This window comes from Massilia sp. W12, assembly GCF_037300705.1.
Classification (GTDB): domain Bacteria; phylum Pseudomonadota; class Gammaproteobacteria; order Burkholderiales; family Burkholderiaceae_D; genus JACPVY01.
In genome coordinates this window covers 4,256,664-4,269,508 of record NZ_CP147776.1, presented here as the reverse complement: position 1 = coordinate 4,269,508, position 12,845 = coordinate 4,256,664, and the positions used below count along the sequence as shown (strand labels likewise).

The window sequence follows — 12,845 nt, the reverse complement described above, 5'->3', positions numbered from 1 at the left end:
ATTGCAGAAAATGAACCACACACTGTTAGTCGAACTGTTTACTGAAGAACTGCCGCCGAAAGCGCTGGCCAAACTCGGCGCCGCCTTTGCGCAAGGCATACAACAAGGCCTGGCCGCCCGCGATCTGCTGCAGGCGGATGCGCAAGTGGAAAGCTTTGCCACCCCGCGCCGCCTGGCGGTGCGCATCGCTGGCGTGCTGGCCAACTCGCCGGATAAGCAAATCCGCGAAAAAGTGCTGCCGGTCAGCGTGGCGCTGGACGCCAATGGCCAGCCGACGGCGCCCTTGAAGAAAAAACTGGCGGCGATGGGTTTTCCTGATTTAAGCGTGGAACAGCTCGAACGCGCCCCGGATGGCAAAGCCGAAAGTTTTTTCACCACCTACACCGCCGCCGGCATCGCCTTGGCGCAAGGCTTGCAAGCCGCGCTCGATGAAACCCTGGGCAAGCTGCCCATCCCCAAGCTGATGACGTATCAATTGCCGAATGGCGAATCAGTGCAATTCGTGCGCCCGGCGCATCGCCTGCTGGCCCTGCTGGATGATGCCGTGCTGCCGCTGCAAGCGCTGGGTTTGCAAGCCGGGCGTGAGACCGGCGGCCATCGCTTCCTCTCTTCTGGCATGCTGCAAATTCAGCATGCAAACGAATACGCCAGCCGCTTGCAGGAAGAGGGCAAGGTGATCGCCTCCTTTGCCGAGCGCAAAGAAGCAATTCGCGAAGCCCTGTTCGCGCAAGCCGGCGAAGATCTGGTCTTGATGCCGGAAGCGCTGCTGGAGGAAGTCGCCGCCCTGGTCGAATGGCCGGTGGTGTACGCCTGCAAGTTTGAAGAAGAATTCCTGGCGGTGCCGCAGGAATGCCTGATTCTGACCATGCAAACCAATCAAAAATACTTCGCCTTAACCGACCGCAATGGCAAATTGCGCTCGCGCTTTTTGATTGTCTCGAATCTGCAAACCGCCAACCCGCATTCCATCATCGACGGCAATGAGCGCGTGGTGCGGCCGCGTCTGTCGGACGCCAAATTCTTCTTTGAGCAGGACAAGAAAAAGCCGCTGGCCGCCCGCATCGCCGGTTTGGAGCAGGTGGTGTATCACAATAAACTCGGCAGCCAGGGCGCGCGCACTGCGCGCGTGGTGGCGCTGGCGGAAAAAATCGCCGCCCGCATGGGCTGGGATGTCAAGCTGGCGGCGCGCGGCGCTGAGCTGGCCAAGGCCGATTTGCTGACCGATATGGTGGGCGAATTCCCGGAACTGCAAGGCATTATGGGGCGTTATTACGCGCGCCACGACGGCGAGCATGAAGAAGTGGCCGCCGCCGCCGCCGAACACTATCAACCGCGCTTTGCCGGCGACGCGCTGCCGGCCAGCCACACCGGCACAGCGGTGGCGCTGGCCGACAAGCTGGAAACCTTGGTCGGCATCTGGGGCATCGGCCTGCAGCCGACCGGCGACAAAGACCCGTTTGCGCTGCGCCGCCATGCGCTGGGGATTTTGCGCATGCTGGTGGAAAAACAATTGGCCCTGCCGCTCTCCTTCCTGCTGGACGCGGCGCATGCCGGTTTCGACGCTTGCGCCCAATACAAAGACGCGCGCGCCGAAGTCAAAACCTTTTTGTATGAACGCCTGCGCGGTCAGCTCAAAGAACGCGGCTTCGCGCAAAACGAAGTCGAAGCCGTGGTAGCGCCGGAGCCGGACCAACTCGACACCATTACCCAACGCCTGGAAGCGGTGCAAGCCTTCGCCGCGCTGCCGCAAGCCGCCAGCCTGGCCGCCGCTAACAAGCGCATCAGCAATATTCTGAAAAAGACGGCGGCCCCGGCCGGCGCGGTGGACGCCGGTCTGCTCGGCCTGGCGGCAGAGCAGCAGTTATTTGAAGCGCTGCGCGCCTGCCAGCCGCAGGTGATGGAGGCTGCCGCCAAGGGCGACTTCCGCGCCGCGCTGCTGCAACTGGCGGCTTTGCGCGAAGGCGTGGACGCCTTTTTCAACGATGTGATGGTGATGGACGAAAACCTGCAGCTGCGCAATAATCGCCTCGCGCTGTTGCAGCAATTGCATCAGCTCATGAACCTGGTGGCGGATATTTCCCGCCTCTCAGCGTAACACCTGACTAGCGAAAGGGCAGTGGATGAAACTCATCATTCTCGACCGCGATGGCGTGATCAATCAAGATTCAGACGCCTTTATCAAATCGCCGGATGAATGGAAACCGCTGCCCGGTTCGCTGGAAGCGATTGCGCGCTTGAACCAGGCGCAATACCGGGTGGTGGTGGCGACCAATCAATCCGGTGTGGCGCGCGGTTTGTTCGACATGGGCACATTGAACGCCATCAATCACAAAATGCATGAAGCGGCGCAACTGGTCGGGGCCTCGATTGACGCCGTGTTCTTTTGCCCGCATCAGGCGGAAGACAATTGCGATTGCCGCAAGCCCAAGCCCGGCCTGTTTCACGCCATCGCCAAACGCTACAACATCAGTTTGCGCGGCGTGCCCACGGTGGGCGATTCGCTGCGCGACTTGCAAGCCGGCTTTGCCGTCGGTTGCGCGCCCTATCTGGTGCTGACCGGCAAAGGGCGTAAAACACGCGATATCGGCGGCCTGCCGCCCGGCACGCAACAGTTTAATCATCTGGCTGACGTGGTGGAACATCTGTTGTCCCAGCCGCAAGCCTGAAGCTGTCCACAGGGAGTTTGAGTTGAAAAAAGTCAGTTTGTTTGTGCGTTCCCTGATCCTGTTTCTGGTGATGGCCTTAGGCGCCTTTTTCTGGTGCTTTGTGTGTATGCTGGCCGCGCCTTTTCCCTACAAAATCCGCTACTGGGTTACTTCGCGCTGGAATGTGGCGGTGATCGCCACCGCCAAATATGTCTGCGGCATTGAATATGAAATCCGTGGCGAGGAAAATCAGCCGGATCGTCCCATCATCGTGCTCTCCAAGCACCAATCGGCCTGGGAAACCATTTTTTATCTGATGGCCTTGCGCCGTCCGCTGGTGTTTGTGTTCAAACGCGAATTGATTTTAGTGCCGTTTTTCGGCTGGGGCTTAGGTCTGCTGCGCATGATTCCGATTAACCGCAGCAAGGGGGCGGACGCCTTCAAGATGGTGGTGGAAATCGGCAAAGAGCGTTTAAACAGCGGTCAATGGGTGATTATGTTCCCGGAAGGCACCCGCATTCCGGTCGGCAAAGCCGGCAAATACAAAACCGGCGGCACCCGTTTTGCAATTGAAAACGGGGTCGAAGTGTTGCCCATCGCCGTCAATTCGGGCGAATGCTGGCCGAAAAATTCCTTCCTCAAATATCCCGGCAAGATCACGGTTTCGATTGGCAAACCGATTGCTTCGCAAGGAAAAACGGCTGACCAGCTGATGAAAGAAGTGGAGGGCTGGATCGAAGCCGAAATGCGCGTGATTTCGCCACACGTCTATGCACATGAGAAGGCGTTGTCGCAAAATCAGGCGCGTCAGGCATAAGGAGCGCCGCTTTGCCGCAGATTAATTTGCAAGGGACGGTGCTGGAGTATCAGGTCAAGCGTCGCCTGCGCTTGAACTATGCGCTCAACTTGCAAGGGCGCAATTTGGAAGTGGTGGCCCCGCTTGGGGCCGGCGTGGCCGAAATCGAGGCCATGTTGCAGGAGCAGGGGCCGCGTATTCTGGCCAAATTGCGCGAACTGGAGGCGGCTGCGTCCGCCGCCAAGCCTGCCGCTGCGCCGCCCGCGCCCGCCGACAGCGCGCCGCGTTCGCGTCCCTATACCAAGCGCCGCTTGCAAAGCGAGCTGGAGGATAATTCGCGTCTCATGCAAATTGAACTCGGCGGCCATGCGATTCCCTATCAACTCAAGCACGCTCTGGTGCAAGGCATCAGCCTGCGCATCCGCGCCGGGCTGCTGCGCGTGACTGTCCCCTTGATGTATCCGCAAGCCGATTTGGATGCTTTTTTACAGCAAAAAAGCGCCTGGATTCTGCGCCATTTGCAGCTCACGCCGCCCCCCGCAAACACGCCTGCCGCGCACAGCATCAGCCTGCTGGGACAGACGGTTGCTTATCAGCTGAAATTTTCCGGGCGTAAAACAGTGGGCTTCACCATCGGCGCAGACGGACTGACTGTGACCGCGCCGAATGGCATGCCGCTGCCGACAGTGGAAGCGGCCTTGCGCAGCAAACAGGATTGGATTGTCGATAAACTGGCGCAACGCGCCGCGCATACCCCGCAACAGGAATTTGTCTGGGCTGATGGCGTCAGTTTTCCATATTTGGGACGGACATTGCGCTTGCAAGCGGCGCGCGGCGCGGCCCAGCCGGCGCATCTGGAAGGCGATGTTTTACGCTTGCAACTGCCCGGCGAGGCCAGCCCGGAAAAACTCAAACGGCGCGTGCACACCTGGCTGCAAGCACAGGCTGGCGACTATTTGGAAAAGCGCCTGGCGCACTGGGCGCAGCAAATGCAAATCGGCTATGCCGGCATGCGCTTGAATGCTGCGCGCACCCAATGGGGTTCCTGCAGCGCGCAAGGCGTGATCGCCTTGAACTGGCGCCTGATTCATTTTGATCCGGCGTTGGTGGATTATGTCTTGGTGCATGAGCTGGCGCACCGCCAGGAAATGAACCACAGCCCGCGTTTCTGGGCCGTGGTCGGGACCTATTTCCCGGCATACAAAGCCGCGCGCGAACAGCTCAAAGACGCCAGCCGCAAACTGCCGCCAGGCTTGTAAGCCTGCCCATCCCCATTTGCAGCAGCCACAAACGCAGGCCCGCTTGAGCGAAGCAGCAAGCCGGCGTTCGACTGAACTGTTCTGCTGACATTGTTCAGGGGCGATTAAAGTGCTTCTGTACTGATTTTAAATACAATACAGTTTCCATAAGACAAATAATCATTGCTTTTTGATTTCATTGTGATATTCTGCGCAGCCATTCTTTCTTATGTGCAACGCAGGAGATCCCCCATGGCTTTATACGACAGCATCAGCATGCAACAAGTGTTTGCCCGCATCGAGGCATGCACAGACAGTTACCAGCGTCACCCGCTTTGGCAGCATTTGCAAGCCGGCCAGGGGGCGCAAAGCGCTTTGCAAAAACTGCGTTGTTTTGCTCCCGCGATCAGCCATTTCATCCTGGGTTTCCGTGATTTCAATGATTTTGTCGCGCCCTATGCCGCACCGCAAAGCGCGCTGGAAATGGCGATTAATCAACACGCAATCGAAGACGCCAGCCATTTCCGTCTCTTTATCGAAGAATGGGAAAAACTGGGTGGCGACGCTTTGCTGGATCTCTACGCCAGCCAGATTCCCGCCCTGCCGGGCGCGGATCAGCGCGAAGAAAGCGCGGACACCATGGCCAGCTTGCAAGCCGCCAGGCGCGCCTTGCCTTCAATCTCGACCCGCACCCTGTCTTTCCTGTGGGGCGACGCCGCCAACCGCCATAACCGCAAACTGTTGCACAGCTATGCCCGCCTGGTTCATGTGCTGGGACAGGATGCTGTGGTGCGTTTCGCCATCATCGAAGCGGGTGAGGCGACCGGTTTGGTGATGTTTGGCGCAACAGCGGCCCTGGCGCAGGAAGCGTATCCGCAGCAGCCGGGCGCGATGCGTTATTTTGGCGATTATCATCTGGCCTTGGAAACCGGCCATCTGGTGAATCAGGACACGGCGCAAATTCAACAGACGATTGCGTGCGCCTGCGAAGCCGACGCCGCCTTCCGTGATCTGAACTTGAGTCAGGAACAATTTGCCCAGTGCTGTCATGCGGTTGAACAGACCTTTGCGATCTTCACCGAATGGCTGGATGGCATTCAGGATCTGATGCAGCGCGTACAGCCGGAGCTGTGGCGCGCGGCTTGAGTCCTGTTGCGGACAGAAAACCGGGGTAAGCGGGCTTACTCCGGCGTCTGTCCCAGACGCTGGCTCACGCGCGCATACACCCGGGTATTGCGCAAGCGGCCTTGAATATCCAGCCGGTCAAGGCGCAAGACGCCTTCCAGAGTGAAACCGGCGCGCTCGGCCAGGCGCCAACTGGCTTCATTCTTTTCATCTGTGGTCAGAAAGACCCGGTTTGCGCCCATTGCCTGCAAGGCATGATCGCTCAAGGCGCGCACCCCTTCGCTCATCAAACCGGCGCCGCCGAATTCGGCATGGCCCCAGTAACCCATTTCAAAAATCCCCAGCTTCCAATCCGCTTTGTGCAAGCCGCTGCCGCCAATCAGGCGGCCATTTTCTTTTAACAGGAAAAACACCATCAAATCTTCCTGCAACAAAAAACGGGCATAGGCGCGCCGGCAGTTTTGTTCCGATTGTTCCAGCGTCGGCAGCGGCGTGACCCAGCCCAGCCAGGGCGCCAGTTTGGCGGCGGAAGCGTGAATCGCCTGGTTGAAAATCTGTCCATCGCCAGGGCGGGCGACACGGATGAGCAAACGTTCGGATTCGATTTGTTCTGGTAAGCAGGGTTGCATAGGCTTGACTTAACGTTTGCGCAAACCCGCCAGCAAACTTTGCAGCAAAGGCAGCAACAGCGGCAGTACTTTATTTGCGCTTTCAAACAGGGAAAGACCGGCTTTGACTTGATGCAGGGCGCGCTGCGGTTTGAGCCAGACGATCAGCGCGCTGAGGCCCAGCATCACCATGGGTTGCCGGCTGAGCGATTTGAGCAGGCTGAAGCTGGCGTCGATGCGTTGCAGATTGCCGCGCCATGCGCCCCACTCTTGCAGCAATTCGGCGCGCCTTTGCGTGCTTTGTTCAAGCAGCGCGGCGCGGCGCTGCTGTCTTTGTTGGTAATCATCCGCCATGCTGCTTCTCCTGTGCTGTCTCAGGCTGGCCGCGCAAACCTTGCAAATCTTTTTGCAATTCGCCCATGGTGGCGGAAAACAGACGCGGGCGGCTGCGGTAATTCGCCAGCGCCACCAGCGCAATGCGCAAACCCAGCGCGCCAAACAAGCCGGCCATCACGCAAATCGCTAACACCCGGTGGTTTTCCCAGCTCAACACCAGCACCAGCACCACCAGCAGGGTGCAGGCCATGCCAAGGAAGAACAGGGCGGCCAGGGCGGCCAACAAGACCGCTAAAAACTGCTGCCATTCTTCTTCCAGCTCCAGCGCGGCCAATTCCAGCCGGTTGCTGAGCAAACCCAGGACGCTGGCGGACAAACGCCGCAGCGAATCAGAAAACGCCATTATTCACCTGCCAAAAAAGCATGCCATGCAAGGCGGGCTTGCATGGCATGGTCAGAGAAAAGCGCGCACGCTTATTTGCGCGCGATCAGCAAACCGGCGATCAAGCCGACAGCAGCGGCCAGGCCTACCGATTGCCATGGGTGCTCAGTGACATATTGGTCTGTGGCGCGCGCTGCAGCTTTGCCGCGCGCCACCACCGCGTCTTCCATATCTTGCAGGCGGTGTTTGGCGTTGGAGAGGGAGTTTTCAAATTTCTCTTTGGCGGCGCGGAAGTTTTCGCCGGTCTGGGCGCCAGTGTTGCGCAGCAGTTCTTCCGCATCGCGGATCACCACTTTCAGATCGCCCATCAGTTTTTCGCGTGCTTCCTGGGTGGCCGAACCATTCGCGCCGAAGTCTTGACTGGATTCCATATGCTGCTCCTTCTGAAGTGTTGCACTTAGTGTTGAAAAAAACGCAAACCGGACTGTTGCAAGATGCTGCTTGATGCGTGGCGCAGGCGCCTGACCGGATTATCGTAGCGCGTAGTCGAGTGCGATGCCAGCGAATATTACTGCGCCCAGCCAATTATTGTGGCGGAATGCGGTAAAACAAGCCGCGCGTTCGCGTCCCCGGATCAAAAAATAGTGATACACGGCGATTCCGGCGGCGCCCATGATGCCGGCCAGAAAGAAATAGCGCAACCCGGCTTGCCAGCCGCACCAGGCGGTCAGCAATAAAAAGCCGGCATAACACAACATCACCGCCGCCACATCGAAGCGGCCAAAGGTGATGGCGCTGGTGCGGATGCCGATTTTCAGATCATCATCGCGGTCCACCATCGCATATTCGGTGTCATACGCCAGCGCCCATAAAATATTGCCGGCCAGCAAAACCCAGGCCAGCAGCGGCACTTGATTTTGCACGGCGGCGAAGGCCATCGGAATCCCAAAACCGAAGGCGATGCCGAGATAGGCTTGGGGCAGGGCGAAAAAGCGCTTGAAATAGGGGTAGCTGATCGCCAGCGCCAGCGCGGCGCAGGAGAGCAGCTTGGTCAGAGTATTGAGCGGCTGAATCAGGGCAAACGCCAGCAGCGCCAGGCTGCCTGCCACCAGCAGCGCTTCTTTCGGTTTGATCTGGCCGCTGGTCAGCACCCGTTCGGCGGTGCGCTTGACATGCAAATCAATATCGCGGTCAGCATAATCATTCATGGCGCAGCCGGCTGAACGCATCAAGACTGTGCCCAGCGTGAAAATCAGCAACAGCGACCAATCCGGCTGGCCGGCGCTGGCCAGCCACAAACCGGCCAGCGTCGGCCACAGTAAGAGCAAAATGCCAATCGGTTTATCCAGCCGCACCAAGAGGCAGTAGAGGCGTAATTTGCGCATCATGCCGCATCCTCCGCCAGCATTTGCACGCCCGGCAGTGCGCAAGCGCGCACGGCGAGCGCCAGCGCATCTATCGCAGCCTGACGCGGAAAGCTTTTGCGCCAGACCAGGGCCACCCGCCGGTTTGGCGCCGGTGCGCAAAACGGGCGATACACCAAGCCGTCGGCCCCGCTTTTTTCCGGCACGGCGGCGGCAGGCAAGACCGTCAAGCCGATGCCGCTGGCCACCATATGGCGTATGGTTTCCAGGGATGACCCTTCAAAGCTGCGCTGCATGCCATTTTCCGCCGTGGCGAAGCGCATCATTTCGGGGCAGACCTCTAACACCTGGTCGCGGAAACAATGGCCGTTGCCGAGCAAGAGCATGGTTTCATTTTTCAAATCCGCCGCCGCAATCTGGCGCCGCTTGGCCCAGGCGTGTTGCGGCGGCAGCGCCACCATAAACGGTTCGTCATACAGCGGCAGCACATGCAGGCCGGCGTCGGGCAGCGGCAGCGCCAGAATGGCCGCATCCAACTCATTCTGGCGCAGCATCTCAAGCAGGCGCACGGTGAAATTTTCCTGCAAAATCAAGGGCATTTGCGGCATTTCCGCAATCGCGCGTTTGATCAGGCGCGGCAGCAGATATGGCGCGATGGTGTAAATCACGCCCAGCCGCAGCGGGCCGCTCAAGGGATCTTTGTTTTGTTTGGCGATTTCTTTAATCGCGGCGGCTTGCTGCAAAACTTGTTCGGCCTGGGCCACAATTTGCGCGCCGATCGGGGTGATCGCCAATTCCGCATTATTGCGTTCAAAAATGCTGACGCCCAATTCTTCTTCCAGTTTTTTGATGGCGATTGATAAGGTGGGCTGGGCGACGTGGCAAGCTTCGGCGGCGTGGCCGAAATGGCGCTCACGCGCCACCGCAACAATATATTTGAGTTCAGTCAGAGTCATGCGCTAAAGCAGGCAGGCGAAAAGCCCCATTGTAGTCTGCTTGCGCGCTGCGGGCAAAATCCGCCGCGCCGCCTTATGTGCGGCGGCGGCGCTCAGCATGGCCGTGCCGCACATAATGCTCGCGCGCATTCATGCCGGCTTGCGCCACATCCTGATTCGCCGCCAGATAGGCCGCCTCATCAAACGGCCATGGCCCGTCAGGTTGTGTGCTGCGGGTGGCCTCAATAAAGCCCGGCGGCAGCGCTTCGCCGCAATATTGCGGCTGCATCAATTCGCCGTTGGCGATATTCAGCAGACGGCGGAAATAAATCTGGCCATAAAATGGATCGGAAAACAGCGGCGAATACCAGACGCAATCCTCGAAAAAATAATGTGTCACCTGCGACCAGCGCGACAGCGCCCGGTTCAGATGCGGGCTGCCGCCATGCAGCAAGTTTGCGGCCCAGATCAAGGCCTGTCCTTTTTTCGCCAAAAATTGTTGCGGCTGCACGCCATGCGCATCAACCAGGGCTTGCCACATGGCTTCAAACGGGCGCTGATCGGGGCGTTGTGGCAGAGTGGACAGACAGCGGCCAATATGTTCATTGGTGTAAACCGGCCAGGCATGGCTGCCGGGGTAGTAAAACAGCGGGCCGTTGTCGAGGGTGATGTCTTCCAGCGCCACCCACACGCCGCACATAAAACGCTCCGGCACAGAATGAAAATGCACCACATCTGAATGCAGCGCCTGTTCTGTGCCGACCGGAAAATTCAGGGTTTGAAACGGCCAGGCCGGTTTGCCGTACAGCTTGCTCAGCAAAGCCAGGATTCCCGGATTGGCGGCAATCCGGCGCACCCCGGCATCGATGCGCCAGGCGTCGCGTATGCGCAAGTCCGCCGGTGCGCCCTGACGAAAGCTGTGCCAAGCCCCGGAATTGAAATGCGGCGTCAGATTCTGGCGTATGCCGTCTGCCACGGCGGCAAAATCCGGGTCGGGGAATTCAATCACAGCAAAGCCGCGCGCTTGCATCTGGCGTGCGATTTGCTGCAGGGCATCATCGGCGTCGGCGAAAATCGCCTCGAAAAACGGCGATTCAATGGCGGGAACGCCGGGTAATAAATTAGTGCTTGGCATGGTGGCGTGAATGCAAAAGCGGCCTTATGACCGCTTGCGCATCTTACACCCGCAGGACGTGAAAAAAACGGCGGCGCCGAGCTGATTTATACTGGCGGGCATCTGCTTATTATTCCGCTCACTGCGCACCAGCCGCCAAGGACCGCTATGTCAACTCTATGTCCCCGTATTCAAATCGCGCCGCAAGGCCCGGAATTTTCCCGCATCGTGGCCGGTATGTGGCGCATGTGCGATTGGGAGCAGGCCGGCCATCTGCGCTTGATACAAGAATGCCTGGAATTGGGCGTCACCACCTTCGACCACGCCGATATTTATGGCGATTATCAGGTGCAATCTTTATTCGGCGCGGCGCTGGCGCAGCAACCCGGCTTGCGCGCGAAAATGGAATTGGTCAGCAAATGCGGCATTTGCCTGCCTTCCAGACATAAACCGGAATACCGCTTGCAAGCCTACGATACCAGTGCGCGCCACATTATCGCCAGCGCCGAGCAAAGCTTGCGCGAACTGCGCACCGATTATCTGGATCTGCTCTTGCTGCACCGTCCCGACCCGCTGCTAGACATTGGCGAAGTCACACATGCTTTCAATACATTGCACAAAGCCGGCAAGGTGCGTCACTTTGGCGTATCCAATTTTTCCAGCGCGCAATTTCAAGCCTTAAATGCGCACTGGCCGCTGGTGACAAATCAAATCGAACTCTCGCCGCTGTATTGGCTGCCGATTGTGGATGGCGCGCTGGATTTGCTGCAAAGCGCCGGCGTGCGTCCCATGCTCTGGTCTGCGCTGGGCGGCGGGCGTTTGTTTGGCGCGGATTGCCCGCCGGCTTTGCGCGCCACCCTGGAAGCGCTGGCCATCAAGCACCAAGTCAGCATCGCCACCCTGGTGTATGCCTGGCTGCTGCGGCTGCCATGCCGCGCGCTGCCGCTGACCGGCTCCGGGCGGATTGCGGCGATACGGGAAGCTGTCGCCGCCTGCAGTCTGGATTTGCCGCGTGAAGATTGGTTTGAGTTGTGGCAGGCGATGCGCGGGCGGCCTGTGGAATAAGACGTTTATTCCGCGCCGGCCAGGCGGCGCAGCACCAGCCCCGCCGCCTGCATGCCAAAGCTGGCCGTGACCACGGTGGCGGAGCCAAACCCGGCGCAATTCAGGCCGCTTACGCCGGCCGCAGCATCCACTTCACAACTGGCGTCGGTTTCCGGGTAGCGCAGCGGCTCCATTGAAAACACCGCGTCGATGCCGTATTTGTTTTTTTCGCCGCGCGCAAAACCATATTCGCGCCGCAAAATCTTGCGCACCTTGGCCAGCAGCGGTTCTTGCTCGGTGCGCGCCAAATCGCGGATGGCGATTTTGCCCGGATCAATCTGCCCGCCGGCCCCGCCTATGGTCACCAGCGGCAAGCCGTGTTGCTTGCACCAGGCAATCAGCGCGGCCTTGGCCTTCACTGAATCAATCGCATCCACCACATAATCAAAGCGCGGTGCAGCAGCGTCGCCCAGAAATTCGCGCAGATTGTCGGCGGCGATAAAGTCTTCCACCAGATTGACCTGGCAGCGCGGATTGATTTGCGCAATGCGTTGCGCCAGCGCCTCGACCTTGGCCATGCCCAGGGTGGAAGAGAGCGCCTGGATTTGCCGGTTGATATTCGACTCGGCCACATGGTCCAGATCAATCAGGGTCAGCGCCCCGACCGCGCTGCGCGCCAGGGCTTCCACCACCCAGGAACCGACCCCACCCACGCCGATCACGCACACATGCGCGCGCTGCAGCCGCGCCAGGCCATCCGCGCCATACAGGCGGGCGATGCCGCCAAAGCGGCGTTCGTAATCAACATCGGTGGAAGCTGGTGCGGGAGTGTTCATGGTGTGACGCGGCAAAAAAGATGGGCCGAATTATACCGGGTGGCGCACAGCTGCGCCGGGCAGGCTGCCGCTGACAATGATCTGAATGGCGAAAAGCGGGCGCCGCTTGTGTTTGCATCTGAATTTCGGCCCGGATTCTGTTTCATTCCCGCGTGAATGCACCGCCTGCCTTGTTTCAGCGCTGGGCCAGTAATCGCTCATACGCCACTAAATTGCTGCTGGCGGCATATTCTTCTTCATAAGCGTTACGCAAGCTATGCGCGGCCTTCATATAAGCCAGGTAGTCCATATCCATTTCTTCATATGCATCGCTGTCCGGGTCGCAATCCCTCATCTTTTCTTCCAGCATCAGCATGATTTGATCCACCGCGCGAATGGCCTGAGCGAGTGTGATGCCATTAACATTAGCCATCTATGCTTCC

At 59.0% G+C, this 12,845-nt stretch carries 15 protein-coding genes; 6 read left to right on the top strand and 9 right to left on the bottom strand.

Annotated elements, in window-relative coordinates; translation table 11 throughout:
- Positions 1–10: 10 nt before the first annotated feature.
- From glyS to V8J88_RS17160, 5 genes are all read left to right on the top strand, one after another.
- The gene (gene glyS, locus V8J88_RS17180) at positions 11–2,095 is read left to right on the top strand and encodes a glycine--tRNA ligase subunit beta (RefSeq protein ID WP_338845453.1); all 2,085 of its coding nucleotides are present in this window, start codon (positions 11–13) and stop codon (positions 2,093–2,095) included.
- 25 nt (positions 2,096–2,120) lie between these two features.
- Positions 2,121–2,666, top strand: coding sequence for a D-glycero-beta-D-manno-heptose 1,7-bisphosphate 7-phosphatase (gene gmhB / locus V8J88_RS17175; protein ID WP_338845452.1), 546 nt, complete (start codon positions 2,121–2,123; stop codon positions 2,664–2,666).
- A 22-nt stretch (positions 2,667–2,688) separates the two neighbouring features.
- The gene (locus V8J88_RS17170) at positions 2,689–3,462 is read left to right on the top strand and encodes a lysophospholipid acyltransferase family protein (protein ID WP_338845451.1); all 774 of its coding nucleotides are present in this window, start codon (positions 2,689–2,691) and stop codon (positions 3,460–3,462) included.
- Positions 3,463–3,473: 11 nt separating this feature from the next.
- Entirely contained in the window at positions 3,474–4,700 is a 1,227-nt protein-coding gene (locus tag V8J88_RS17165) for a SprT family zinc-dependent metalloprotease (protein ID WP_338845450.1), read from the top strand.
- Between the two features lie 231 nt (positions 4,701–4,931).
- Positions 4,932–5,825, top strand: coding sequence for a hypothetical protein (locus V8J88_RS17160; RefSeq protein ID WP_338845449.1), 894 nt, complete (start codon positions 4,932–4,934; stop codon positions 5,823–5,825).
- A gap of 35 nt (positions 5,826–5,860) precedes the next feature.
- Here V8J88_RS17160 and V8J88_RS17155 read toward each other — a convergent pair whose 3' ends face one another.
- The 7 genes from V8J88_RS17155 to V8J88_RS17125 all read right to left on the bottom strand — a co-directional run bounded on the left by V8J88_RS17155 (position 5,861) and on the right by V8J88_RS17125 (position 10,564).
- A complete protein-coding gene (locus V8J88_RS17155) occupies positions 5,861–6,433 on the bottom strand; it encodes a GNAT family protein (protein ID WP_338845448.1) in 573 nt (190 codons plus the stop codon).
- A gap of 9 nt (positions 6,434–6,442) precedes the next feature.
- The gene (locus V8J88_RS17150) at positions 6,443–6,766 is read right to left on the bottom strand and encodes a YqjK family protein (RefSeq protein WP_338845447.1); all 324 of its coding nucleotides are present in this window, start codon (positions 6,764–6,766) and stop codon (positions 6,443–6,445) included.
- On the bottom strand, positions 6,756–7,151 hold the full coding sequence (locus tag V8J88_RS17145) for a phage holin family protein (protein ID WP_338845445.1): 396 nt from the start codon (positions 7,149–7,151) through the stop codon (positions 6,756–6,758). Before V8J88_RS17145 ends, V8J88_RS17150 begins: the two co-directional genes overlap by 11 nt.
- A 71-nt stretch (positions 7,152–7,222) precedes the next feature.
- Positions 7,223–7,498 (bottom strand): DUF883 family protein, encoded by a 276-nt coding sequence (locus tag V8J88_RS17140; protein WP_338849915.1) that lies wholly within the window; start codon positions 7,496–7,498, stop codon positions 7,223–7,225.
- A 162-nt stretch (positions 7,499–7,660) separates the two neighbouring features.
- Complete coding sequence (gene ubiA, locus V8J88_RS17135; RefSeq protein WP_338849914.1) at positions 7,661–8,515, bottom strand: 4-hydroxybenzoate octaprenyltransferase; 855 nt, start codon at positions 8,513–8,515, stop codon at positions 7,661–7,663.
- Entirely contained in the window at positions 8,515–9,450 is a 936-nt protein-coding gene (locus V8J88_RS17130; RefSeq protein WP_338845444.1) for a hydrogen peroxide-inducible genes activator, read from the bottom strand. Before V8J88_RS17130 ends, ubiA begins: the two co-directional genes overlap by 1 nt.
- A 73-nt stretch (positions 9,451–9,523) precedes the next feature.
- A complete protein-coding gene (locus V8J88_RS17125) occupies positions 9,524–10,564 on the bottom strand; it encodes a phytanoyl-CoA dioxygenase family protein (RefSeq protein WP_338845443.1) in 1,041 nt (346 codons plus the stop codon).
- Between the two features lie 147 nt (positions 10,565–10,711).
- On the opposite strand from V8J88_RS17125, the gene V8J88_RS17120 reads away from it, so the two are divergent.
- Positions 10,712–11,608, top strand: coding sequence for an aldo/keto reductase (locus tag V8J88_RS17120; protein ID WP_338845441.1), 897 nt, complete (start codon positions 10,712–10,714; stop codon positions 11,606–11,608).
- 5 nt (positions 11,609–11,613) lie between these two features.
- Here the strand turns inward: V8J88_RS17120 and tcdA are convergent, their stop codons facing one another.
- Both tcdA and V8J88_RS17110 read right to left on the bottom strand, forming a co-directional pair.
- Complete coding sequence (tcdA, locus tag V8J88_RS17115) at positions 11,614–12,423, bottom strand: tRNA cyclic N6-threonylcarbamoyladenosine(37) synthase TcdA (RefSeq protein ID WP_338845440.1); 810 nt, start codon at positions 12,421–12,423, stop codon at positions 11,614–11,616.
- A gap of 175 nt (positions 12,424–12,598) precedes the next feature.
- Complete coding sequence (locus tag V8J88_RS17110; protein WP_338845439.1) at positions 12,599–12,835, bottom strand: hypothetical protein; 237 nt, start codon at positions 12,833–12,835, stop codon at positions 12,599–12,601.
- Positions 12,836–12,845: the final 10 nt, after the last annotated feature.

What these genes read in the sequence shown, in the direction of transcription:
- V8J88_RS17120 (WP_338845441.1), top strand. Translation starts at nt 10,712, where the DNA reads ATGTCAACTCTATGTCCCCGTATTCAAATCGCGCCGCAAGGCCCGGAA.
- V8J88_RS17145 (WP_338845445.1), bottom strand. Translation starts at nt 7,151, where the DNA reads ATGGCGTTTTCTGATTCGCTGCGGCGTTTGTCCGCCAGCGTCCTGGGT.
- V8J88_RS17160 (WP_338845449.1), top strand. Translation starts at nt 4,932, where the DNA reads ATGGCTTTATACGACAGCATCAGCATGCAACAAGTGTTTGCCCGCATC.
- V8J88_RS17130 (WP_338845444.1), bottom strand. Translation starts at nt 9,450, where the DNA reads ATGACTCTGACTGAACTCAAATATATTGTTGCGGTGGCGCGTGAGCGC.
- glyS (WP_338845453.1), top strand. Translation starts at nt 11, where the DNA reads ATGAACCACACACTGTTAGTCGAACTGTTTACTGAAGAACTGCCGCCG.
- V8J88_RS17125 (WP_338845443.1), bottom strand. Translation starts at nt 10,564, where the DNA reads ATGCCAAGCACTAATTTATTACCCGGCGTTCCCGCCATTGAATCGCCG.
- V8J88_RS17155 (WP_338845448.1), bottom strand. Translation starts at nt 6,433, where the DNA reads ATGCAACCCTGCTTACCAGAACAAATCGAATCCGAACGTTTGCTCATC.
- tcdA (WP_338845440.1), bottom strand. Translation starts at nt 12,423, where the DNA reads ATGAACACTCCCGCACCAGCTTCCACCGATGTTGATTACGAACGCCGC.
- V8J88_RS17150 (WP_338845447.1), bottom strand. Translation starts at nt 6,766, where the DNA reads ATGGCGGATGATTACCAACAAAGACAGCAGCGCCGCGCCGCGCTGCTT.
- gmhB (WP_338845452.1), top strand. Translation starts at nt 2,121, where the DNA reads ATGAAACTCATCATTCTCGACCGCGATGGCGTGATCAATCAAGATTCA.
- V8J88_RS17140 (WP_338849915.1), bottom strand. Translation starts at nt 7,498, where the DNA reads ATGGGCGATCTGAAAGTGGTGATCCGCGATGCGGAAGAACTGCTGCGC.
- ubiA (WP_338849914.1), bottom strand. Translation starts at nt 8,515, where the DNA reads ATGCGCAAATTACGCCTCTACTGCCTCTTGGTGCGGCTGGATAAACCG.
- V8J88_RS17110 (WP_338845439.1), bottom strand. Translation starts at nt 12,835, where the DNA reads ATGGCTAATGTTAATGGCATCACACTCGCTCAGGCCATTCGCGCGGTG.